General features: G+C 42.1%; 20 protein-coding genes, 1 rRNA gene and 1 pseudogene. 8 read left to right on the top strand and 14 right to left on the bottom strand.

Annotation, left to right across the window (positions count from 1 at the left end; translation table 11 throughout):
* Positions 1–9 precede the first annotated feature (9 nt).
* Positions 10–408, bottom strand: a complete 399-nt coding sequence (locus FTV11_RS14395; RefSeq protein ID WP_078189470.1) for an MAPEG family protein — start codon at positions 406–408, stop codon at positions 10–12.
* 107 nt (positions 409–515) lie between these two features.
* Here FTV11_RS14395 and FTV11_RS14390 point away from each other — a divergent pair, with 107 nt between their 5' ends.
* On the top strand, positions 516–905 hold the full coding sequence (locus FTV11_RS14390) for a hypothetical protein (protein WP_180026516.1): 390 nt from the start codon (positions 516–518) through the stop codon (positions 903–905).
* 58 nt (positions 906–963) lie between these two features.
* On the opposite strand, the gene FTV11_RS14385 is transcribed toward FTV11_RS14390, so the two are convergent.
* The 6 genes and pseudogenes from FTV11_RS14385 to FTV11_RS14360 form a co-directional block, all read right to left on the bottom strand.
* Positions 964–2,643 carry a long-chain-fatty-acid--CoA ligase gene (locus tag FTV11_RS14385; protein WP_180008091.1) on the bottom strand — a complete coding sequence of 560 codons (1,680 nt, stop codon included), beginning with the start codon at positions 2,641–2,643 and terminating at the stop codon, positions 964–966.
* A gap of 149 nt (positions 2,644–2,792) precedes the next feature.
* Positions 2,793–5,012 carry a DNA topoisomerase IV subunit A gene (gene parC / locus FTV11_RS14380; RefSeq protein WP_180074234.1) on the bottom strand — a complete coding sequence of 740 codons (2,220 nt, stop codon included), beginning with the start codon at positions 5,010–5,012 and terminating at the stop codon, positions 2,793–2,795.
* Between the two features lie 163 nt (positions 5,013–5,175).
* Positions 5,176–6,495 (bottom strand): MFS transporter, encoded by a 1,320-nt coding sequence (locus FTV11_RS14375; protein WP_078189474.1) that lies wholly within the window; start codon positions 6,493–6,495, stop codon positions 5,176–5,178.
* A 144-nt stretch (positions 6,496–6,639) separates the two neighbouring features.
* Entirely contained in the window at positions 6,640–7,284 is a 645-nt protein-coding gene (locus FTV11_RS14370; protein WP_078189475.1) for a trimeric intracellular cation channel family protein, read from the bottom strand.
* 59 nt (positions 7,285–7,343) lie between these two features.
* Positions 7,344–7,810, bottom strand: a pseudogene (locus FTV11_RS14365) (YchJ family protein).
* A 405-nt stretch (positions 7,811–8,215) separates the two neighbouring features.
* Positions 8,216–9,787, bottom strand: a complete 1,572-nt coding sequence (locus FTV11_RS14360; protein WP_180005207.1) for a TerC family protein — start codon at positions 9,785–9,787, stop codon at positions 8,216–8,218.
* A 320-nt stretch (positions 9,788–10,107) separates the two neighbouring features.
* On the opposite strand from FTV11_RS14360, the gene FTV11_RS14355 reads away from it, so the two are divergent.
* Positions 10,108–10,728, top strand: coding sequence for a TIGR00730 family Rossman fold protein (locus FTV11_RS14355; protein WP_078189478.1), 621 nt, complete (start codon positions 10,108–10,110; stop codon positions 10,726–10,728).
* 86 nt (positions 10,729–10,814) lie between these two features.
* On the opposite strand, the gene FTV11_RS14350 is transcribed toward FTV11_RS14355, so the two are convergent.
* Positions 10,815–11,780: a hypothetical protein gene (locus FTV11_RS14350; protein WP_111884840.1), complete on the bottom strand. Its 966-nt coding sequence runs from the start codon at positions 11,778–11,780 to the stop codon at positions 10,815–10,817.
* Positions 11,781–11,936: 156 nt separating this feature from the next.
* Positions 11,937–12,074, bottom strand: coding sequence for a hypothetical protein (locus FTV11_RS14345; RefSeq protein WP_180074232.1), 138 nt, complete (start codon positions 12,072–12,074; stop codon positions 11,937–11,939).
* A 200-nt stretch (positions 12,075–12,274) separates the two neighbouring features.
* On the opposite strand from FTV11_RS14345, the gene mdtD reads away from it, so the two are divergent.
* From mdtD to FTV11_RS14315, 6 genes are all read left to right on the top strand, one after another.
* The gene (mdtD, locus tag FTV11_RS14340; RefSeq protein WP_180074230.1) at positions 12,275–13,666 is read left to right on the top strand and encodes a multidrug transporter subunit MdtD; all 1,392 of its coding nucleotides are present in this window, start codon (positions 12,275–12,277) and stop codon (positions 13,664–13,666) included.
* Positions 13,667–13,743: 77 nt separating this feature from the next.
* Positions 13,744–14,529, top strand: coding sequence for a GH25 family lysozyme (locus FTV11_RS14335; RefSeq protein ID WP_180074228.1), 786 nt, complete (start codon positions 13,744–13,746; stop codon positions 14,527–14,529).
* 59 nt (positions 14,530–14,588) lie between these two features.
* Positions 14,589–15,614 carry an MBL fold metallo-hydrolase gene (locus FTV11_RS14330; RefSeq protein ID WP_180074226.1) on the top strand — a complete coding sequence of 342 codons (1,026 nt, stop codon included), beginning with the start codon at positions 14,589–14,591 and terminating at the stop codon, positions 15,612–15,614.
* A gap of 51 nt (positions 15,615–15,665) precedes the next feature.
* Positions 15,666–16,721, top strand: a complete 1,056-nt coding sequence (gene dinB / locus FTV11_RS14325; RefSeq protein ID WP_180074224.1) for a DNA polymerase IV — start codon at positions 15,666–15,668, stop codon at positions 16,719–16,721.
* A gap of 235 nt (positions 16,722–16,956) precedes the next feature.
* Entirely contained in the window at positions 16,957–18,273 is a 1,317-nt protein-coding gene (gene shiA / locus FTV11_RS14320; protein ID WP_180074238.1) for a shikimate transporter, read from the top strand.
* Between the two features lie 29 nt (positions 18,274–18,302).
* Positions 18,303–18,659, top strand: coding sequence for a RidA family protein (locus tag FTV11_RS14315; RefSeq protein WP_180074215.1), 357 nt, complete (start codon positions 18,303–18,305; stop codon positions 18,657–18,659).
* A gap of 80 nt (positions 18,660–18,739) precedes the next feature.
* Here FTV11_RS14315 and FTV11_RS14310 read toward each other — a convergent pair whose 3' ends face one another.
* The 5 genes from FTV11_RS14310 to rrf all read right to left on the bottom strand — a co-directional run.
* Entirely contained in the window at positions 18,740–19,282 is a 543-nt protein-coding gene (locus FTV11_RS14310; protein ID WP_078189487.1) for a DUF2726 domain-containing protein, read from the bottom strand.
* Positions 19,283–19,715: 433 nt separating this feature from the next.
* On the bottom strand, positions 19,716–22,127 hold the full coding sequence (locus tag FTV11_RS14305) for a YgiQ family radical SAM protein (RefSeq protein ID WP_078189552.1): 2,412 nt from the start codon (positions 22,125–22,127) through the stop codon (positions 19,716–19,718).
* Positions 22,128–22,374: 247 nt separating this feature from the next.
* The gene (locus FTV11_RS14300) at positions 22,375–23,187 is read right to left on the bottom strand and encodes a M48 family metallopeptidase (RefSeq protein WP_180074214.1); all 813 of its coding nucleotides are present in this window, start codon (positions 23,185–23,187) and stop codon (positions 22,375–22,377) included.
* Positions 23,188–23,508: 321 nt separating this feature from the next.
* On the bottom strand, positions 23,509–24,702 hold the full coding sequence (locus tag FTV11_RS14295) for an MFS transporter (protein WP_180074213.1): 1,194 nt from the start codon (positions 24,700–24,702) through the stop codon (positions 23,509–23,511).
* Between the two features lie 165 nt (positions 24,703–24,867).
* A 5S ribosomal RNA gene (gene rrf, locus FTV11_RS14290) occupies positions 24,868–24,972 on the bottom strand; the annotation flags it as partial.

Here is a 24,972-nt window from a genome sequence, read left to right as displayed (position 1 = left end):
GCAGAACATTTAGCTTAATTTAATGACCAATAACATCAGGCAAATTGGGCATAACATCGACAAGGTCCAAATGATTGAACGTAAAGTTGCCCAATTGGCTAAATAACATAGCCCATAAATGACACGTAAAACGAGATAGGCAATCCCAAAGGTCATAATGTATTGTTGATGAATCACCATGTATTCGGCCATTAGAATAGCCGCAATAAATAAAGGTAAACTTTCAAAACTATTTTGCTGCACTGCATGTGCGCGGCTCGCCAATCCTGTAGAGCGCGCTAAAACTTCACGTGGATTTTGATTATCACTCGACTTAAAACCTGCAGCTCGCTTCGCAATAAATGTAAATACATATGGCAATAAACAAGCGGCCAAAATGAGATAGATGATCCCACTGATGCTGTGCATGTGTTTTTTCTCAGGAAGATTTTATGGCTGCTATAATACCATGGCATTTCGTGAATAATTTTTGTTAAATATAGTGTTTTTATAATCGGCAGATGAAAGGATCCTCTATGAGCACTTCTGATCAAGATCAATTATTTGAAGTTCTTGAAGAGCAAAAACGCCATCAGCTTCGCGTCGATCGTGTCTTAAAAATCGTCATTCCAGTGACTGCATTTTTACTTGCTGTGATTTGCGCCAACTTAAATGTCTGGTCGACTGTTTTCAGCTTTGTCATCATGTGGATTGCATTCTATGCAGTTTCCATCAAGCAACTTCCCCTTTGGCATTGGGTCATTGTCATTGCCCTATATTGCTTAGTCGATAATATTTTAACCTATGGCAGCTATAACCAATCCGGCTTTAGTCGTCAGTTCGGCGCGATGTTTATTTTCTTGGGTGTTTTTGGTGTAGGACGTCGCTACTTTGATCGCTGGTCGATGAATAAAGGTAAAATTTAATGATCTAAATTTAAAGCGATAAAAAAAGCGCCCGAAGGCGCTTTTTTTATGCATCGTATTATGCGGTTTTACGCAAATCTTTACGTAGAATTTTACCAACGTTCGATTTTGGTAATTCATCCATAAATTCAACATAACGTGGACGCTTATAGCCAGTTAAGTTTTCTTTTGCGAATGCCAAAACTTCTTCAGTTGTTAAAGATGGATCTTTTTTCACAACGAATAATTTAGGTACTTCACCTGATTTTTCATCAGGAACACCAATCGCAGCAACTTCTAGTACTTTTGGATGTTTTGCAACAACTTCTTCAATTTCAGAAGGATAAACGTTGAAGCCAGACACCAAAATCATGTCTTTTTTACGGTCTACAATCTTCACATAACCGCGTGGATCCATGACACCAATGTCACCTGTACGGAAGAAACCGTCCGCCGTCATTACTTTGGCAGTTTCATCTGGACGGTTCCAATAGCCTTTCATGACTTGAGGACCACGAATCGAAATTTCACCTTGCTCACCTTGAGCAACTTCATTGCCATCATCATCTAAAATAGCAACTTCAGTCAGTGGCAATGGAATACCAATCGTACCGCTGAATTCCATTGATGCTGGAGGGTTTGCGGTTGCAACAGGTGAAGTTTCTGATAAACCATAACCTTCGATAATATTGGTACCTGTAACTTTCTTCCACGCTTCTGCAGTCGAAGGAAGCACTGCCATACCACCACCCATCGCCATTTTTAGCTTACTGTGGTCAAGTTGCTTGAACTCTTCATTGTTCACCAAAGCATTGAACAATGTGTTCACTGCTGGGAAGAATGAAGGTTGGTATTTACGTAATTCTTTCATTACCGCAGGTAGGTCACGCGGGTTAGGAATCAATACGTTTGCCTGACCTTTGTACATACCGTAAAGTGCACACACCATAAATGCAAAGATGTGATACAGCGGTAATGCACAGAAGATACGATCATCTGGCTGACCATCTTGCTGACCAAATTTACTTTGGAAAATACCATCACACTGCAACATGTTTGACACAAGGTTACGATGGGTCAATTCTGCGCCTTTAGATACGCCAGTTGTACCACCGGTATACTGAAGTACAGCAGTATCACTTAAAGTTAAGTTTGGACGTTTGTAATTGTTTGCACTCACTTTAGACATTGCTGCATTAAAGCGAATATGACCTGGAATGTTCCAAGCTGGAATTTGTTTACGTACTGAACGTAATACAAAGTTAACCAATGTACCTTTCAGCGTACCAAGCATGTCACCCACAGATGCCACGATCACGTGTTTTACTGGGGTTTTACCAATAATCGCTTGGTAAACAGATGCAAAGTTTTCAATAATAACAAGAGCTTCTGTTCCAGAGTCATTCAATTGATGCTCAAGTTCACGAGAGGTATACAGTGGATTCACGTTGACCAATACCAGGCCAGCACGGAATACACCCAATGCGACAACAGGATATTGAAGAACGTTCGGCATCATGACTGCAACGCGTGAACCTTTGGCCAAACCTAAACTTTGCAAATAGGTTGCAAATTTACGGCTTGCTTCATCAAGTTCTTTAAAAGTTAAGACTTTATCCATAAAGATAAAGGCATCTCTTGAGCCAAACTTCTGAAAATTACGCTCAAAAATATCGACCAATGAGGTATTTTCTGCGGGTAATTCTACAGTTTCTGGAATCCCTGTCTTTTGGTATTCAGCGAACCAAATCTTTTCCATAACGCCCAATTCTCCTGTCGTAATCCTTAATAATCCAACTGTTTTTTTTCAATATTAAGCGGTCATTATTTAACTTGTTTGTGCTTAATATTGCATCCATTTCACGAATAACAGCATATATAACGTATTTCGTTCCATGGATGCTAGTATTATCTTTGAATGAACAGTTTATTTGCTTTTTGATATCCACGTGGTAACAACACGCCTTTCGATGCACGTTTGCCCACATATTTTTGCAGATCGTCGGCTTTAAGCTTTAATTGTTGATTACCTGCAAGCACTTGAATTATTTCATCTAAATTCAAAGTTGTCATGGATACAATTTGATCTTTTGCCTCAAGTTGTATCAATTTATTACCTTTACCCTTATTTAGGACTGGTAATTCATCAAGTTCAACCAACAGCAAACGCCCCGCAGAACTGAGGAGTGCAAGATGTGTTGCATTCTCAATCGCCGTTAAATTCATGACCGCCGCGCCTTCAGATAAGGTAAGGAAGGCTTTACCTGCTTTTGCATTGGTATCGAGGTTTTTGGCTTGGGTTTTAAAGCCATAGCCTTTACTACTCATCGCCAAGACTTCTGTTTCATCTTCAGCAATAAACACTTGTTTAAAGCCGACACCACTTGCAGGTGCAAGTTTAGAACTCAGAGGCTCACCTAAACCACGCGCAGATGGCAAGGTATTGATGCCCAAAGCATAGCTTCGACCGGCATCATCTAATACATACACACGTTGATTCGATTTACCTTGCGCATGGCTGAGATATTGGTCACCTGCACGGAAATTTAAGTTCTCAGCATCGACTTCATGACCTTTCGCCGAGCGAATCCAACCCGCTTCAGACAACACCACAGTCACAGGATCTGCAGGAAGCATATCTTGTTCATTAATCGCATGGGCTTCAGCACGTTTCACAATTGGAGAACGGCGGTCATCACCAAATTTCTTCGCATCTTCTTTCAGTTCATTAATGATCAAGGCTTTTAATGATTCAGGATTCGCCAATTGTTCACGAATAATGGCAGCTTTGGCTTCCAATTCTTCTTGTTCACGGCGCATTTCCATTTCTTCAAGTTTTGCCAAATGACGTAACTTGAGTTCTAAAATCGCTTCGGCTTGAATTTCATCGATATTAAAATGCGTCATTAACACCGGTTTAGGCTGATCTTCTTCGCGAATAATACGAATCACTTCATCAATATTCAGATAGGCAATGATCAAGCCTGCAAGTATATGTAACCGTTTTTCAATTTTATTCAGATGGTAAGTCAAACGACGTGTTACGGTATTTTTACGGATTTCAATCCATTCCAACAAAATACGGCGGATCGATTTCACTTGCGGACGACCGTCAGCGCCAATCATGTTCATATTGACACGATAGCTCGACTCTAAGTCGGTGGTTGCAAATAGATGACTCATCACCGATTCAGCATCAATACGATTCGAGCGCAGGACGATCACTAAACGTGTTGGATTTTTATGATCTGACTCATCACGTAAGTCCGTGACCAATGGCAACTTCTTCGCCTGCATTTGATCTGCAATCTGCGTGATCACTTTCGAACCTGAAACCTGATACGGTAACTCCGTAATCACGATTTCATTTTTCTCAATGCTGTACACCGCACGAGTTCGATAACTACCGCGACCCGTGGTTTGTATTTTGAGTAATTCTTCTGGAGAGGTAATAATTTCCGCACGTGTCGGCAAATCAGGTGCAGGAATATATTCTGCGACTTTCTCATCGGTTAAGTTTGGATTGCGAATTAAGGCGATGGTACCCTTCACCACTTCACGTAAGTTATGCGGTGGAATATCGGTTGCCATACCCACTGCAATACCCGTTGTGCCGTTGAGTAAAATATTCGGTACACGTGCGGGTAAATTCACCGGCTCTTTCATCGAGCCATCAAAGTTATCCTGCCAATCACAGGTCCCTTGTCCTAACTCTGACAGTAATAAATCACTATACGCAGACAATTTCGCTTCGGTATAACGCATCGCTGCGAAGGATTTCGGATCATCTGGTGAACCCCAGTTTCCCTGACCTTCAATAAATGGATAGCGATAACTAAACGGCTGCGCCATGAGTACCATGGCTTCATAACAAGCAAAGTCACCGTGAGGATGGTATTTACCCAGTACATCACCAACCGTACGTGCAGATTTTTTTGGCTTACCCGTTGGCTTTAGCCCGAGTTCGCTCATCGCATAGACGATACGACGCTGAACGGGTTTTAAACCATCACTGATATGTGGCAATGCACGATCCATAATCACGTACATGGCGTAGTTGAGATATGCTTGTTCGGTAAATTCTGCTACGGAACGGTTTTCTGTCGCATGATGCGCAAGGCTTGTCATAACAACCTGTAATCCTAAATTGTTCGTTCTTTATTGGGTTCTTATGCTATGTCGCAGGTGTCCCCTATACAAGGGGATGATCTAACACTCTGCGACAAATTGTGTCTTATGGCGTAAAAATATCCATTTTATTCACCATGATCAACTAAAAATTCAACAGTCTCTATAGACCAATGGATTCTAAAGTTTTGCCTTTGGTTTCTTCACCTAAAACCAAAATCACCACGGCAACTGCAATTAAGACTGCTGTAAACATCATAAAGACATAGCTAAAACCATGATCCATATCCATCATATGTGTCACAGCAAAAGGCGCGGCAATCCCCCCGATCCGACCAATGGCACCGGCCCAGCCCGAACCAAAGGCACGAATATTGGCCGGATATTGTTCTGGTGTATAGGTATAAAGTACGCCCCAAGCACCGAGATTAAAGAAGGACATTAAACAGCCCCAGATCACGATCTCTGTCACACTGCCAGACTGACCGAAGAAATATGCCGAAATGGCACACATCCCAATGAAGCCCGCCAAAGTAGCTTTACGACCCAATTTTTCGACCAACCATGCCGCTGCAATATAACCTGGCAATTGTGCCAAAATCATGACCAAGACATATTCAAAGGATTGAACAATGGTGTAGCCTTCTTTGACCAATAAGCTTGGTAACCATGTAAAAATACCATAATAAGAAAAGACGATACCGAACCAAATGAGCCACAGCATTAAAGTACGACGTGCAAAAATGCCTGACCAAAGCTGTGAAAAACTGATATTGTGCTTTTCTGCAACCGGTTTGACCTCAAAAATTTCAACAACTTCTACACCACATTTGGCTTCAATCTTTTTCACCAATGCATGTGCTTCATCAAAACGTCCACGGTTAATTAAATAAGGCACCGATTCAGGCACCATTTTCCAAATCACGATCGCATATAACGCAGGAATACCGCCAATCAGGAACGCTGCATGCCAACCAAAATCAGGAATAATAAAGCGTGATACCAATGCAGCAACCAACCAGCCCAGCCCCCAAAAACTTTCTAGTAAGACAATAAAACGTCCACGTACATGCGCTGGAATATATTCACTGACCAAAGTCACCGCGACTGGGAGTTGCCCCCCTAAACCTAAGCCGACAATAAAACGAAATACCAACAACCAAGTTAGATTAGGTGCAAACGCACATGCAGCGGTGGCTAAGCTATAAATCACCAATGTCCATGCAAACACTGTTTTTCGGCCGAAGCGATCTGCCAGTCCTCCAGAAAACACCGCGCCAATCGCCATCCCAACAAAACCAATCGAGACCACCCAACTTTTATCATTTGGCGTCATGGCCCAATCTTCAGCCATTTTCGCTAAGATAAAGGAAATGAGTCCCGTATCCATGGCATCAAACATCCAGCCAAGGCCAATAACCCAAAGTAAAGTGTAGTGAAACTTACCGATGGGTAAGCGTTGTATGCGTGAGACTAAGTCCATAACAAGATCTCTGAACTGGTGGAAGGATGAACACTGCTTTCCCAACAGGATGTATGATTTTGCGTTTTTTAGTATAGATCCATGCAAAAGACCGACCATTGATCCGTCTTTTTAGCATTTTAATGTGATGTTATAGCAACGCGGCTATGACAAATCTTTTGAAGATACTGACTGATCATCATCATCTTTATAAATAAATTTAGGCATTTCTAAGCCAAAGTAAATGGCGATCAGACGTAAGGTGAAACCGAAAATGAGCGTCGCAATGACGGTCAATTCTAGCGATAAGCCAATCTCAATGCAGAGCCAATAACAAATCACGGACACAAAAGAAATACTGGCATAAAGTTCACGACGGAACACCAGTGGGACATCGTTACACAGGATGTCTCGTAAAATACCGCCAGAGACCCCAGTTAACACCCCTGCTACCGCAGAAACGACAAAACCATGTCCCATTTCTAAAGCGATTTGACAGCCAATAATGGTAAAACCAATGAGACCAAGGGCATCGAGAACCAAGAAGATATTACGAAGATGACGCATCCACTTTGCAATCAGGATGGTGACAAATGCAGCAAAGCAGGTCAGCATGAGATATTCGGGATGCTTAACCCACGTCAGTGGATAGTGCCCAAGTAGCACATCACGAACCGAACCGCCCCCCAGTGCCGTGACACAGGCAATCAATGTTACCCCAAACCAGTCCATACTCCGCCGACCCGCAGACAATGCACCTGTCATTGCTTCTGCCGTGATTGCGATAATATAAATAACGGTAAGTAACATCGCCCTTCTTCCACTGAGGGTTGAGATGCGCGCTATTCTAAGCTAAATCTGCTCAAATGTTATAAAAATTGCGCACAACATTGTTTAAATTTTCGTCCAGAGCCACAAATACATGGTTGCTTCATGGTGATTTGCATCTCTGTGGTCGGATCAAGGAAATACCAGCGTTGCTCGAACTTCACAAAGTGTGAAATTTCATGATGTACCTGCGCTGCTGCCCATCGTGATAATGGGCTTTAAATTCAACTTGAGCATGGTTTTTATCGAGTTTTTCTTGGGCTTGGACAACCTCAAGCTTTAACCACTGATTGGCCTGACTCCACGCTGCAATGGCACTGACATCTAAGGCTTTCTGCTGTCCAAGCGCAGTTGTTTGTACAATATAATCAATCTCATGCTTTGCAAAAGCACTATAACGTGAACGCATCAACTGCTCTGCGCTCTGTGCATTTTCACGCCCCGCATGTAAGGGCTGACAACAGTTGGCATACTCACCTTTGCCACATGGACATTGGACTTGTGACATGTTTGTTTCCATAAAAAAATAGCCTGACAATGCAGGCTATTTTAACGGATCTTTCCACACAATTTTCATCAGTAGATCCGTATCGATTCAAATAAAAGAATGATACACGGTAAGGTCATCCGCAAGTGTTTGAGACAGGACTACTTCTAATCAAAAATGTTTTTGCAATGCTTTGAATAATTTGACGGTAGTGAACGAGTTTTGCGGATGACAATGGTTTTGGGTACTTTTGCCGAATGAGAAACAACGTTTCGTAAGAGTACCTCCAGCCGAAGGCTAATCCCTTTATTTAAACCCTAGATGTAAGACTCCGTCGAATAGACTTAAAAATCATTTTAAAAATGCGTAATTACTTTTACGTGCGTAACATCAGTGATCTATATAGATTACCCCCCGATACGCAACTTAATCTTCAGTTGGCATGGGAATGACATGCACTTTTTCAATCTTATGACCATCCATCGTGACCACTTCAAAGATGTGTTCATCCGCTTTGAATTTTTCACCATTGGCCGGTAAGCGGCCCAAATGAAATAAAATATATCCAGACAGTGTCGAATACTGTTCAGCATCATCCACCAAATCACGACCCAACAATAAAGACACGTGACGAATGTCAGTTGAGCCATCGAGTAACAATGAACCATCATCGAGACTTTCTGCTGCCGTTTCCGGTTCATCTTCATCAGGGAACTCACCAGCAATCGCTTCTAAGACATCAATCGGTGTTGCAATCCCTTCAATTGAACCGTATTCGTTCAACACCAAAGCCATTTGTAACGGCGCTTGACGCAATTGTTCCATCACCATCAAAACTTGAGCATTTTCATGCACCACCACTGGCTCACGGAGATGTTTTTCGAAATCGAGTACGCCCGTTTCAATATAGTCATTCATGACTTTATGAGTCAGTACCGCACCCGCAATATTGTCAAGCTCACCATGTGCCACAATTAAACGTGAATGCGTGGTACTGAGTAATTGAGCACGAATCGCCTCAGGTTCTTCATCTAAATCAATCCATTCCAGTTCAGGACGAGGTGTCATCACGGACTTTACTGGACGCTCAGATAAACCCAGTACCCCTTGTACCATGACACTGTGGTAAACCCCGTTGTCTTCATCAAAGACTTCATCAGCAAAAGCACGTGTTGCAAGCACATCTTCATTTTCATTTTGATTGTCTGCAACATTTTTCCCACCGAGCATACGCATCACAGCTGAGGCTGTGCGATAACGTAAGTCTGTGGTTGTCACCATTTTTTCCTGATTATGACGCATGGTTTGGTTCAAGAACTCAATCATGACAGAGAAACCAATGGCCGCGTATAAGTAACCTTTTGGAATATGGAAACCAAAGCCTTCGACTAAGAGCGAGAAACCGATCATCATCAAGAAACACAGGCACAGAATCACCACCGTTGGGTGACGGTTCACGAAGTTCATCAGTGGTTTAGATGCCCACAGCATAATGCCGACAGCAATAATGACCGCAATCATCATGACAGAAAGGTGTTTCACCATCCCGACAGCGGTAATCACGCTGTCGAGCGAGAACACGGCATCGAGCACCACAATCTGCACAATCACCATCCAAAACGTCGCATGCACAGGATTTTCTTCCTTTAGCATGGGCTTGTTTTCAAGACGTTCACGCAGTTCCATGGTGCCTTTAAATAGCAAGAACACCCCACCAAACAGTAAGATTAGGTCTCGACCGGAAAATGGATGGTCGAAAATATGGAACAGTGGATTGGTTAGGGTCACCACCCATGCAATTGAGGCCAGTAAGACCAATCGCATACACAGTGCAAGCAATAAGCCGACAATCCGTGCAGTATTACGCTGTTCTGGCGGTAATTTTTCCGCAAGAATCGCAATAAAAACCAAGTTATCGATACCTAAAACAATCTCAAGCACCACCAGTGTTAATAAACCCACCCATGCAGAAGGATCGGACATCCATTCAAAGATCATGGTTGTATCTCCTGAATGTTATTCACACGTAGATCATGCTGATTTGAAGATGAAATGCATTGGACATGCGCAAACGCTTTTAATGGCGTTCTTTCTAATATTTTGATGTGTGCTGAGTGACAACAACCACTACCCATGACGGTTCTTTAGCTTGAAATGAAGTTTTAAGTATAGCAAGTTAAGGTAAAAATTCACCCTTTTTTACCAAAGTACAATCTCAGTATGGAAGAATTTAAACCCAGTGATGACATTAAATTGTCATATTTAGCTGCCAATGTAGTGTCATAAAAAATAACATGCTAAGGTAAAATTAAAACGTAATGAATAGCGGATTAAAAATGACAGAAAAACGTGGTAATCCTTCTCCTGCTACAACACAACCTTTAATCGCACTGTATTGCGGCTCCCGCTCTGGAAACAATCCAATTTATCAAGAAAAAGCCATCGCGTTGGCGCAAGGCTTGGCTGAACATGGTTTTGGTCTGGTCTATGGTGGCGCCAGTATTGGCCTGATGGGTCAAGTCGCTGACGCTGTGGTCGAACATGGCGGCGAAGCCGTTGGTGTGATTCCTGAGTTTATGTTGGATTATGAAATTGCACATAATCATTTGACTGAATTACACGTCGTGCGCAGTATGCATGAGCGTAAAGCCATGATGGCAGAACGTGCCAGTGCCTTTGTTGCCCTGCCCGGTGGTCTCGGCACATTCGAAGAAATTTTAGAAATCGCCACTTGGGGACAGTTGAATCAACACCAAAAGCCGATGATGCTTTATAACGTCAATGGCTTCTATGATGCACTGATTGCACAATTAGACCATGCGGTCGCTGAAGGTTTCTTGCCGCCGCAGCATCGTGCCAAACTGATCGTATGTAATTCTTCGAAGCAGATCTTTAGTGCACTGAAAAATTTAGATTGCCCGAAAAATTTCGTGGTTTAACTGTATTTTAGATGTCAAAAAGGGGAATAAATTATTCCCCTTTTTTTATTGCTCGATGTCCTAATTCAAATCGAGATCGTGCCGACTTAACCCGACACCACACGATAGAACCATGGCAATGTTGTCGCTAAGAAAATACTCATCAACAAACCAAGCATCAATTTCATCGCATCTTTGCTGACATTTCGTGAAGTTCGATATTTATTCACTTCATGTAAATGCATGGACATGGCAAATTCACGTCCTGCGAGTAAGCCCAAGAACACCCAAGTGGTACTCATTGGAATATTACTCCACTCTTTGAACACCAATAAAATCAAGGCATACATAAAGTCAATAATGGTTGCCGAGCGGATATCAGCCACACCCGTTTTGGTGTCGATAATGCCCTGAATCGCCCCACCACGTTGGTACAAAATGATCCCAAGCAGTACGATAAACACCACAATTGCAAAAATCAGGAACTCCAGCGGTACCTGACGAGGCACGTAGACAAAAATATTGGCCAAATCCTGAATCAGCCACTGACTCCATAAAAATGCAGTCGAAACCCACTGTAGTCCCACCCAAATATTCGAGGGTGTTTCATCACGTGTTTTACTGAAATAAACCGAAATGCCTTTAATCACAAAACGGTAAATAATAATCGCGACAACAAAAGCAACCGCGTAACCCATCATCGACTTGGTTAACATCGACCCGAGACTACTCGGAGAGAAAATCGTTAACACTAAGAATGTGGTGCTGACCGGAATTCCGTAGCGAGTCAAAATGATCAGTAAGATCGGTGGCACAATATAGAGCCACGTGACCCCTTCTGCGGGAAATGGAATCGTTTCTAAACGACCATAAGATGCATCCCCCACACCAGAACTATACCAACCATAAACCAATACAATAGCTAGAATACTGCTGACATAGATCCACAACAGCCACCAAGGGCGATGCGCATTGGATGAAATAAAGGTTCCCAATGTCTGTGGCACATCATTACCGACAATAGAATAGGCCGCGAGACAGAAGCCTATGACCATCAGAATTTCGATTGTCATGAAAACAAAACACCTTTGCCATAAAGAAAAAGCCCTCCAATAAATGAAGGACTTGAGCGCATTATGACAGTTTATCTGGCGTTCATACAATTTTGTGCCGTGCTTTTCTCGACATCAAAATAAAAAATTTAAATAAAACAAAAATTTAAAATTTAATTATTTCAATTTAATCTGATAAATCGCAGTGCTACCGTTCACTTCATTTCCAACCACCAACAAAGGTTGGGCATTGGGCGAATCTTTGGCCGCAATAAAAATCAGACCTTCAGGTCCCACATCGCCTTGTTTAATCACATCAGTGCCGAAACTTGTAGTTTCATGTTTTCATTCGTCTTTTATTTAAATATGACCAAGTTATAAACATTAGTTTGCATAGAGATTAAACTTTCATTGCATTTTTCTTGCAATTTTTTGGCTCAATTATGCAAAGCTTTTACTACATCTGAATGGCAATATTCATTTAAACTGTTTAAAAATCTCAGCTTTATTGACTTATGAATAGCACGCCAACGCATCAGGCTTTACAACCCGAATTTAGACTTCTAGTGCTATTGGTCTCTATTGGCTTTTTTATGCAAGGGCTAGATACGACCATCGTCAATACCGCAATCCCTGCTATGGCGAGAAGTCTAGGTGAAGACCCACTTCAAATGCATAGTGTGGTCGTGGCCTATGTCTTGTCCGTTGCGGCGTGTATTCCCTTAAGTGGTTGGTTGGCCGATCGTTTTGGCGTACGAAATACGTATTTCACAGCCATTATTATTTTTACGTTAGCATCGCTAGGCTGCGGCATGGCCAATAGCCTGAATGAGCTGCTGGTTTATCGAGTAATTCAGGGCATAGGTGGCGCATTACTGCTACCTGTTGGGCGTTTGGCGATGCTCAAAGTGATTCCTCGGACACAGTTTTTATCGGCCATGAGTCTGATGAGCCTTGCCGGTTTGATTGGCCCCTTAATTGGCCCTACCCTTGGCGGTTGGATGGTGGAAGTCGCAACATGGCATTGGATCTTTTTAATTAACATTCCAATGGGACTGCTAGGGGTACTCATTACCTTTAAAGCCATGCCCAATGTGACCGAACCGAGCGTACAACGCTTCGACTTTATGGGTTTTGTCTTATTGGTCGTCGCCATGGTGGGGTTATCGTTAGGCATTGAAAACTTTGCCAGCCCGCATCTGCCGCTATGGTGGAGCCTGCTTTTAGTCGCAGCAGGCATCATCGCCAGTTTGATCTATGCCTTTCATGCACATACCCACGCCAATGCGCTGTTTCGCAGTAAATTATTTCAAAATCGGATCTATGCCATCGGCATTATCGGCAACTTCTTTGCCCGCCTTGGCGGCAATGCCATGCCATTTTTGATTCCCTTAATGCTACAAGTGGCTTTTGGCTTTGAGCCGTTCATCACAGGTTTATTGATGATACCGACGGTACTCGGTTCATTGGCATCAAAACCGATTATTCGTCAAATTATTCAACGCTTTGGCTATCGTAAAGTGTTATTGGTAAATACCTTCTTGGTCGGCGCTTGTATTTGCAGTTTTGCGCTCTCTACGGCTGAGACCCCCACGTGGTTACGTGCCTTACACTTTTTTATTTTTGGTATTTTAAACTCGCTGCAATTCGTTTCGATGAATACCTTAACCCTCAAAGATTTACCCCAACAAGATGCCAGCAGTGGCAACAGTTTCTTATCGATGATTATGATGGTGTCGATGAGTATCGGTGTGGCTTTGGCAGGGACTTTAGTCAACGTGTTTACGGCTTATTATGGTGCTGCACAAATCGAAACGGCATTCCATAGCACCTTGATTTTACTCGGCTGTATTAACCTGATTACCGCAGCGATTTTTTGGCAGATTCCTAAACATGTGGATGTCTAAACCTGTGTCATCGGGCAAATCTATGACAGATCAGCCCTTAAAGGGTTATGATAAAATAGATACTTGGATACATTTTCATGCCTAAAAAAGCCAAATCACGTACCTCTAAAAGTTCACTCAAAAAATACAGCCCGATTATTGCACTCAGCGCTATCAGCGGCGTCATGGTGGTGGCTGGATTAGGTTATTTAGCCGTGATGCCGCATCGCCCTGCATCTACAGAAGAATATCCCGTCAAAGGCTTTGATGTTTCCCATCATCAAAAAGATATTCAATGGTCAAAAATTTCACCTAAAAAATACCAATTTGTTTATCTTAAAGCCACAGAGGGTGGTGATTTTAAAGATCGAAAATTTCAAGATAACTGGTTACAAGCACGGGAAAACGGCTTTTTAGTTGGGGCCTATCATTTTTACCGTCTGTGCCGTGATGGCAAGATTCAGGCGGAAAATTTTATTGCTTCCGTGCCGAAAAAAGCCGATGCCCTTCCTCCCGTGATTGATTTGGAATATGACACCAACTGCATTAACACCTATAGCAAAGAGCAGTTACTCAAAGAAATCACTTATATGCATGATCGCTTACACCGCCATTATGGCAAACAACCGATTTTTTATACTTCGAAGTCTTTTTATAATATTGTCTTAGCTGGCGAGTTTAAACAGACGCCGCTGTGGGTCCGCGAATATAAAGGCCTACCCGATCTAAAAAACAATCCGAAATGGCTGATTTGGCAACATACCAATCAAGGACAAATTCAAGGCATCTCGACCACCGTCGATTTAAATGTATTTTCAGGTGATGCCAAGGCATGGACTGATTTTTTAGACAAAAATGGCGTTTCCCCGATCAAACCCCGTTGATTTATTCACCGACTCAGGACAACATCGAAGCAAATAATCCATGAAAACTGAGTCGAAGGATGCGTATTTTAAAAACTTTTCTTATTATATTTTCAGTCTTTATGATCCTCGCCATCGGGATATTGGCATATTTGATCCAACCTTCAGGGACCTTGGCAGCGTTTAAAACATGGCATTATCAACTTCCCGCACAAAGCACTGCAGATACTCACTCAGCGGCGCCCTATCACGTCAAATTCTTTGGCGTTTCGACTTTACTGTTTGACGATGGCCAAGAGCAAATCCTCATCGATGGCTTCTTTACTCGTCCATCGCTCAGTCGGACCATATTCACTCAGATTCAAAGTGATCGACCTTTATTACACAGCTATATCGACCAATACGACTTAAAACGCACACGTGCTATTTTCGTAACTCATTCACATTATGATCATGCGCTTGATATTCCAATGTTGGCCCACCAGCTCCCCAAGGCCATGATTGTCGGCTCTAAAAGCACCTTAAATATTGCACGGGCGATGCCAATCGCTGAATCACAATTGCACGAAGTTCAAGCTTGGCAACCGATGCAAATCGGTAAATTCACCATTACTGCGATCCCCTCGCAACATACTCCGCCAACGGCCGTTAATGATGATTTGGGGGAAGAAATTTCGCAGCCATTGCAACTCCCTGCACATTTTAATCAGTTTAAAGAAGGTGGATCATATGATTATCTCATCCAACATGGGCCGCATTACAGTTTAGTCAAAGCCAGTACAGGTGCTGTGCCCAAACAGTTGCAAAAACTAAAAGTCGATACCTTATTTTTAGGCATCGCTCAGCTTTCCAAGCAAACGGCAGCGTTTCAACAGCAATATTTCAAAGAAACCTTAGCGACTCTTCAACCTAGTACCGTGATTCCAATTCATTGGGATAATTTTTTCAAACCACTGAATCCAGAGCTCGAATTTTTACCTCGCTTTGCCGATGACACCCCTCAAAGCCTAAATCTATTGATACAGTCGGCAGCAGCTCAAAACACCAAGGTGGTTTTACTCAGTCAACCTGTGTCGTTCGAGTTAAAAAATTCAGGAAAGCGCTAGATTGACTGTGCGATACTGACATTCAATTTTCAGGCACTGATCTAACTAGGCATGAGGAAAATCATACATATCGACATGGATGCATTCTTTGCATCAGTAGAGCTGCGGGAACGTCCAGAACTCAAGCAGCTTCCTGTTGTTGTGTCTTCACATCACCCTCGTGCAGTCATCTGTGCCGCATCCTATCCTGCACGTGAGTTTGGTTTACGTTCTGCAATGTCGATGGCACAGGCCCGTAAACTCTGCCCACAGGTCGTGGTGATCGAACCGAATTTTGAAAAATATCGTGCCGTTTCGGCGCAAATTCATACCATTTTTCAACGCTATACGTCGCTGATTGAGCCGCTATCTTTAGACGAAGCTTATTTGGACGTCACAGAAAATTTACAACACATTCCGAGCGCCACCGAAGTCGCTATGCGAATTCAGGCAGAGATTTTACAAAGCACTGGTTTAACTGCCTCCGCAGGTGTCGCGCCCAATAAATTTTTGGCTAAAGTCGCTTCTGATTGGAACAAACCCAATGGCATTTGTATTATCAAACCTTCACAAGTTCTGCATTTCATCCATGACTTGGCACTGAAAAAAATTCCTGGTGTGGGAAAAGTCACTCAAGAAAAATTAAAAGCCATGCAACTCAATACATTGGGTGATTTACAACAAATTGAAGAAGCCGTTCTGATTCATCATTTCGGTAAATATGGCCGACAACTCTATCTGTATGCACAAGGGATTGATGAACGACCGGTCCAATCTAGCCGTGAACGTCAACAGATCTCCAAAGAAACCACTTTTGATGATGATCTCACCCTGAGCCAATGTCAGCCCTATTGGCCCAAACTGATTGATCAAGTCTGGTCTAGTTTAGAAAAAAAGCAGTTAAGCGCACGCGGTGTATCGGCCAAATTAAAACTGAAGAATTTCCAAGTGCTACAGCACAGTAAAAGTTTTAAAACTTCACTGAATCATCGTGAAGACCTTGCGCAGGTGTTACAGCAATTACTGCATGAAATGCATATTTCTGAGGAAGATCAATTTCGCCTGATTGGCGTAGGGGTCTATCAATTAAGTGCGCAAAACCAAGAAACACAACTTTCGCTGCTCTAAAAACTTCATGAAGATCGTATTTGCTTAAGATTTAGGCAGAAGAACAAATTTAAAGCAATTTTCTATTCACAAAGCCTAAAATTAGAGTACTCTATCAGCGCACTACATTATCCGTGTATGCGCTGAGATGCTGAAAATCACCTTTACTTTCAGCATGCTGTCCTGTGATTGGCGTGACGATCAAATCCGAATATTACAGGGCAACTCTGTTGTCAATCATGGAATACCCCGCTGTATGCCTTCTGCAAAAACTGCTCCAAATCCTCAAAATATTTCACAAAATCAAGAACAACGTGCGCGTAAAGCCGCATTAAGTAGCTTCATTGGTGCCGTAGTCGATTGGTACGATTTTTTACTTTATGGCATTGTTGCCGCACTCATTTTCAAAGATCAGTTTTTCCCTAGTATTGGCAACAATATGGGCACGCTTGCTGCTTTAGCCACATTTGGCGTCGGCTTCCTATTCCGTCCATTAGGCGGCATTGTGTTTGGACATTTTGGTGACAAGCTGGGTCGTAAGAAAATGTTGGTGCTCACCGTCATCCTGATGGGCATTTCTACTGTCGGTATCGGTTTATTACCCAATTTTGCGGCCATCGGTTGGTGGGCCCCGATCCTACTCGTAACACTTCGGGCAATACAGGGTTTTGCTGTCGGTGGTGAATGGGGCGGCGCTGCCCTGATGGCTGTAGAAAATGCCCCGAAAGGCAAAAAAGCCTTTTACAGTAGTGGTGTACAAATTGGCTATGGCGTCGGACTCGTTCTGGCAACAGGCGCTGTGTCTTTGATTATTGCCACTTTGGGTGAAGATGCTTTTGCCGATTGGGCGTGGCGAATTCCCTTTATTGCCAGTATTGTCTTGCTGGCTATCGCAATGTGGATCCGACGTGATCAAGACGAATCTCAAGAATTTGTCGACCATGTGGTCAAAGCTCAACAAACGCCACAAAAATTACCGATTCTGCAAGCGATTAGCCAACACCCCAAAGCCTTTTTCTACATTATTGCGCTGCGCTTGACCGAGTTACTCACCATGTATTTGGTGACGAACTTTGCACTGAATTATTCCACCGCTCAATTGGGCATGGACAAACAGTTCTTCCTCAATATCACCTTAATGGTTGGTGCCATTAGCTGCTTCAGCATTCCGCTCTTTGCGTGGCTAGCAGATCGATTTGATCATCGTAAAATGTGCGTGCTGGGTGGCTTAATTGGTGCGCTTTCAGCTTTTCCCTTCTTCATGGCCCTTGATGCACAAAATACTTGGCTGATTATTGTCGGTGCAATTTTCCTTGCCAATATTGCCCATGATATGGTGGTGAGTGTACACCAACCGATTTTTACCTCCTTGTTTGGTACCGCCTATCGCTACAGTGGCGCAGGTGTCGGCTATCAAGTGGCCAGTATTATCGGTGGTGGCTTTACCCCAATGATTGCAGCAGCTTTGGTGATTTGGGGTGATGGTTCATGGCATTATGTGGCAATCTACCTTGCTGTCGGCTGTTTATTGACGGCTTTGGTTGCAACTACAATGCCTAAAACTCAAGATTAAGTGACCTTTTTGCTTTCAGGATATTTCGCATGACCATCCAACGCCTGCATATCACCCAACGCTTTTCCGAAATCGCTATTTCTGGTCAATTGATCCATTTGGCAGGTCAATTGGCAACAGACCTTGATTTAGACATCAAAGGACAAACACAGCAAACATTTGAGATCATTGATCAATTTCTTGCAGATGCCGGTACAGATAAAAACCACATTATGTCAGTGACCATTTATCTTAAAGATATTGAACAGGATTATGCAGCATTCAATGAGGTATGGGATGCGTGGGTGTCTGACATTGAAGCATTACCACGGACTTGTGTCGAAGCCAAATTATACGACCCCCGTGTACTGGTAGAATTAACCGTCGTAGCCGTTAAGCCTGAATAATCATTAAGCCTGAATAACAATAAAAAAAGCATGTCTAAAGACATGCTTTTTTTTTGCAAAAGACTTTGCTCTTTGAATCCCTAAGATCCAATAATTTTGATTTTTTTACGTTCCAAATCTGAATATAAATGATATTTTTTCAGATCATTAACCGGTACGAATGGCGCTTGTACACGCTGCTCATTTAAGAAATCTTCGCGTAATTGAACGTACTCAGGCACATCATCATAACGAATGACACGATAGCCTGCCAAAGCGAGCAAAGCATCTTGATATTGCGACTGCTGCATCCGTTTTAGCACCATCGGATCATCTAAAGCGACGATTGCCAAGATCTGATGCTGTTCATCTAGGACGACAAAGTCCGCCACCATATTACGGTACTTATTACGTGTACGATAATATTTCGTGGTCAACAGTGCATCAAAAGACACATGCGCAAGGATCGTATGCTTAGGCAAAATTTCTTTTAAACGCGTGTAGGTTAATTGCTCATTAATGTTGAAAATAGCACGTTGTTTCAATGCGCTATCTTGTTGCTTAGAATCACCTTCTAAACTTTTCCAAGCCATTATGAGCACACAGAAGAGTAAAATACTCCCTATTACTATGTATATAGTCATCTCATAATCCTTTATATTTCTTATATTTTTGGTTTTTCACATACTTCTTATACTGATGAAGTATACAACCAGTATTATTTTTTTAATTTCCTATTAAAAAAAATAACTCTAACGTTCACACAATACATATTTAAACTGACAAAAAGTTGCAAACTTAAAGCGTCAAACATCACATGCCACTTCATTCAGAGTAATAGCATCCATTGCTATATACAGATACTTTAGATCATTCGTAAAAACGTCAGCAAGCGGATTTCCTCTCACTGTTAGACAATTCCGATAAACTGTCAATTTTTCGCTCCTATTTCATTGAAATAACTGACTCAAAGGCTACATTCAGATGGTAACAAGATATAAAAATACAAACTGTCTGATGCTGCCGAGCATAACTCCCATAAAAAAGACACCAAAGTGTCTTTTTTATTTATCCATTTTAAGCGCGTGATTTAGGCTTTGATTTTCCTTTGGGTTTCGGACCACCAAAAGGTTTTTTCGCATCACCCGTTTCACGCGGCGGCAGACCAGTATGCTGCGTCAAGATTTGACCACGCTCAGGACGCTTCTTGGTATTCGAAGGACGCGATTGAGCAGCCTTAGTCCGATTGCCTTGTTCACCTGTACGTTTTTGTGAATCACCCGCAATGCTTGAGTTCTTTTTACGTGCAGACTGGTATTGACCCTCAGCACTGCCTGCAGGCTGATAAGTCGGAATCAAATGCTGTTTTGAGTTCCCGATCAGATCCTGACGCCCCATTTCTTTGAGCGCTTCACGTAGCAATGGCCAGTTGTTTGGATCATGATAACGCAAGAAGGCTTTATGCAAACGGCGGCGTTTTTCACCTTTCACGATATCGACATTTTCGGTATAACGCGCCACTTTAGCCAGCGGGTTTTTACCGGTGTAATACATGGTCGTTGCAGTCGCCATTGGTGATGGATAGAAGGTTTGCACCTGATCGGCACGGAAACCATTCTTCTTCAGCCAAATCGCCAAGTTCATCATGTCATAGTCCGTCGTACCCGGATGCGCTGCAATAAAGTAAGGAATGAGATACTGCTCTTTCCCTGCTTCCTTACTGAAACGATCAAACATTTGTTTGAAACGGTCATAGGTCCCGATCCCCGGTTTCATCATCTTCGATAATGGACCTTTTTCGGTATGTTCAGGCGCAATCTTCAAGTAACCGCCGACGTGATGTGTCACCAATTCTTTGACATATTCTGGGTTTAACACCGCAAGGTCATAGCGTAAACCGGAACCGATCAGAATCTTTTTAATCCCCGGCAATGAACGTGCTTTACGGTATAACTGCGTTAAAGGTGCATGATCGGTGTGCAAGTTTTGACATACACCCGGGAATACACACGACGGCTTACGGCAGTTCTTTTCAATCTCAGGATCTTTACATGCCAAACGGTACATATTGGCCGTTGGGCCGCCTAAGTCAGAAATGATCCCAGTAAAGCCCGGTGCGGTATCACGAATTTTTTCAACTTCACGCAAAATCGATTCTTCAGAACGGTTTTGGATGATACGCCCTTCATGCTCTGTAATTGAGCAGAAGGTACAGCCGCCAAAACAGCCGCGCATAATGTTCACAGAGAACTTAATCATGTCAAAGGCAGGAAAACGCGCTTCACCATAAGCTGGATGCGGCAGACGTGCATATGGCAAGTCAAACACATAATCCATTTCTTCTGTAGTCAATGGAATCGGCGGCGCATTCAGCCAAACATCACGTTCACCATGCTTTTGCACCATCGCGCGCGCATTGCCTGGATTGGTTTCCAAATGCAAAATACGGTTGGCATGTGCATACAGCACAGGATCATTCGCCACATCTTCATAGGCAGGTAAACGAATCACCGCCAATTCACGCGGCGGCAATTTATGCTTAATGGCTTTTGATGCAGGCTGCAGCTGCACGATTTGCGTATCGGCGTCTAAGTTATCGCCTTCACGGACAATCGGATTTGCTACCGCTTCTTTTTGGAAGCCTTGATATTGCGTAACGCTGTCTTTGCCTTTTTCGATTTCACAGCCTTCAAGGTCTTCGGTCATTACATAAGGGTTAATGATCGGATCGACACGGCCAATTGCATCGACATCATTCGAAGCAATTTCAACAAACTTCGCTTTTGAAGCCCGGTTATTTTTATTCACAATAAATGCGGTACCGCGGACATCCGTAATCTCTTGGATTTTTTCACCGCGGGCCAAACGATGCATGATTTCCGTGATTGAACGTTCACCATTACCATACATCAATAGGTCGGCTTTCGAGTCCATCAATACTGAACGGCGGACTTTATCTGACCAATAATCATAATGCGCAATACGGCGCAGCGAGGCTTCAATACCGCCCAATAATACAGGCACATCTGGATATGCTTCACGCACACGCTGGCAATATACCGTTGCTGCACGGTCTGGACGTTTATTCGGTTGATTATCTGGAGAATACGCATCATCCGAACGGATTTTACGGTCTGCCGTATAGCGGTTGATCATCGAATCCATGTTGCCGGCAGTCACGCCCCAAGCAATATTTGGTTTACCCAATACACGGAAGGCTTCTACATTGGTCCAGTCTGGCTGAGCAATAATCCCGACACGGAAACCTTGTGCTTCAAGGGTACGGCCGATAATGCCTGAACAGAATGATGGATGATCAATATATGCATCACCACAAACCAAAATAAAGTCGCAGCTGTCCCAACCGAGTTGATCCATTTCTTCGCGTGACATCGGCAAAAATGGCGCAGGGTCAAAACAAGACGCCCAATATTTGTCGTAATCAAACAACGCTTTTGGCGCAGTCTGCATAGTATAAGCAGTAGACATGGCTAGCAATTCTCGGCTGGCAGATGGAATGATCTGAAAAAAGATCAAAGAAGATGAAAGCCGATCATTTTACCATGAATTCCATTCATCATGCTTGATTATAATTTATACAATAGCTACAGAATCATTGAATTGTTTTATATAGACATCAGATGTAATAGTGCTAAAGCATCGACTTTAAAACAAGATTTAAATAAATCACTTGTAACTTTGCTTTAGTTTAAATCAACCTAGAATGTGCCATGAGTTATCGCATTTTATTCAACATTAAAGCCTGCGCCTGTTGAAATTGAATGTGCATTTCAGGTAAATATTTTTCAATATAAATCTTATGCTTATCTATACTGTCTTGAGTCATCAATGGTTTTACATCAAGCATTTGACGGCGTGTCGTTTCCTGCTGATATTTATGCCAAAAACTTAATGCTGCATTTGGATCAAAGCCCGCTTTCGACATAAGATCAAGTGCGAGAACATCAGCTTCCAGTTCAAATTTTGAAACTTTAGGCAAAAAAACAGCTTGCCCAGTCACACTACTGGCCGCAGTAGCAAGCGTACCGATACCCGCAGTTGAAGAAATCATCGCCACCTGACTTGCAAACAGCAGGGAAATCTTCTCACGATGATGATCACGCAGAGCATGTGCCATTTCATGCGCCATCACAAATGCCAATTCATCTTCATTCAGCTTTAAACTCCAATACAAACCCGTGTTAATGACAATTTTCCCACTTGGAAAACCATGTGCATTTAAATCTTTATTTAAATTCCCACTGACTTGCCAATCCCATTGACTCGAACCTTGACGGTAAAACTCCGCATTTTTTTTGAGTTTATTTAAAACCTGATCCAATTTCGGATCAATGATCAAAAGTTGTTTGTCTTTCGCTTGATGAATAAATTGTTGATACGATCTATCCGCCTGTTTAGTTAATAACTTTTGAGGAACGATAAAAAACTGTTTTCGCTCTGCGCCTGCTGTCCCTAAATTCGTGGTACTTGTACAAGCTGAGATTAAGATAAAAACCAAAGCCATCATTAAAATAGTTATATTTTTCATAATCGCCTTAATTTTAATACCAATATTGATCTATATATATAATTCTATCTAAAAACAAATGCAAAAATATTCAAAAAAACAAATAATTCATATTTATCATATATTTATTATTTTTCAAACTTTTAAAAATGATAACCAAAAATAATTTATTTATAATATTGTGATGTATTTCATTATTATGAGGCACCTTTTAAAAGGCATATTAGACCAAAGTTGTATAATCATAAAAATAGTAAACTTAGCCATTTTTATAGCGTTATTTATATTAAAAATAGATGTAAAACGAATATTTAATAATAACTTATTCACATATTTCTATCTTTATTTATTCAATTGTATTGCTAAAAATAAACCAATCATCAAGATAACAGCAATAAAGCTCGTCAACCCAATCCAACCAGAAATTTCCCAAACCAAACCACTACTACTACCCAAAATACTAGAACCTAAGTAATAGCAAAATAAATATAAAGATGAACCTACGGCACGGTATTGCAGGGATTGAACTGATACCCAACTACTTGCCGTGGAATGCGCTGCAAAAAAAGCAAAAGTGAATACAATCAGCCCCAAAATGACTGACCAAAATGCCGGAATGAGCATGATCAACAGCCCGAACAACATCATGATCAGCATCGAAGGTAAAACTTTTACCCGGCCAAAGCGTTTCCCCCAACTTGCAGCCCGAGGTGAACTATATATTCCTGCCAAATATGCTATGGAGATTAGTCCAATCCATGTTTGAGAAAGTTGATAAGGTTCTTCTAATAGGTGGTAGCTCATATAGTTAAATATAGAGACAAAACATCCCATGAGGATAAAGCCTTGAAGGAATAAAATTCTCAGCTTTGGATCTGCTAAATTTTTAACGAAAGATTCATAAAATCGGTTGAAACGAATGGGATAAGCTTGAAAATGTTGAGATGCTGGAAGTAATAAAAAGAATGCTGTGGCTATACATAGGTTAATGATGCCGATAATCATCATGGCATTTTGCCAACTAATATAATCAATCAATACCCCGGCAATGAGACGACCACCCATTCCTCCAATCGCAGTACCCGATATATACAGGCCCATTGCAAAGCCTATATCTTTTTGCTCAATTTCTTCACCTATATAAGTCATTGCAACTGCAGCAACACCGCTAACACTTAATCCGATCAGCACGCGATTCAATAAAAATATTTCCCAAAGTGGAAATATAGAACTAATGATTGAAAGTGACGCTGCCAAAAATAAAGCGGTGACCATCACAGGCTTACGACCGAATCGATCTGAAATCAAACCAGTGAATAGCAGCCCAATCGCTAAGGCAATGGTAGAAAAAGATAAAGGAAAGCTGCTATGTGTCGGACTGACATGAAAGAAATTCGCAAAGATGGGCATCATCGGTTGTACACAATACAACGATGAAAAAATTGCGAAGCCTGCTAAAAATAAAGAAAATAAAATGGCAAGAAATGGCCGTGTGCCATATTCAATATAAGGAGAATTTGAGGCTAAATCAGACATGAGCTTTCCATCAATGACACGGATAGTATACGCCTTTCAGTCTTTAATTTATAAATCACATGAAATGAATGATGAATTCTTTCTTTTTTTCTCATTACTTCTTTTTCTTTTCCTCACGCATAAAAAAACACCCCCTGGACTAGTCAGGGGGTGTTTCGAATAATGAGCTGGCGATGACTTACTCTCACATGGGTAACCCCACACTACCATCAGCGCTAAGAGGTTTCACTTCTGAGTTCGGGAAGGGATCAGGTGGTTCACTCTTGCTAT

The sequence above is a fragment of the Acinetobacter sp. YH12231 genome, assembly GCF_013417755.1.
Taxonomy (GTDB): domain Bacteria; phylum Pseudomonadota; class Gammaproteobacteria; order Pseudomonadales; family Moraxellaceae; genus Acinetobacter; species Acinetobacter amyesii.
The sequence above is the reverse complement of the archived record's forward strand: the minus strand, read 5'-3'. Positions and strand labels throughout refer to the sequence as shown.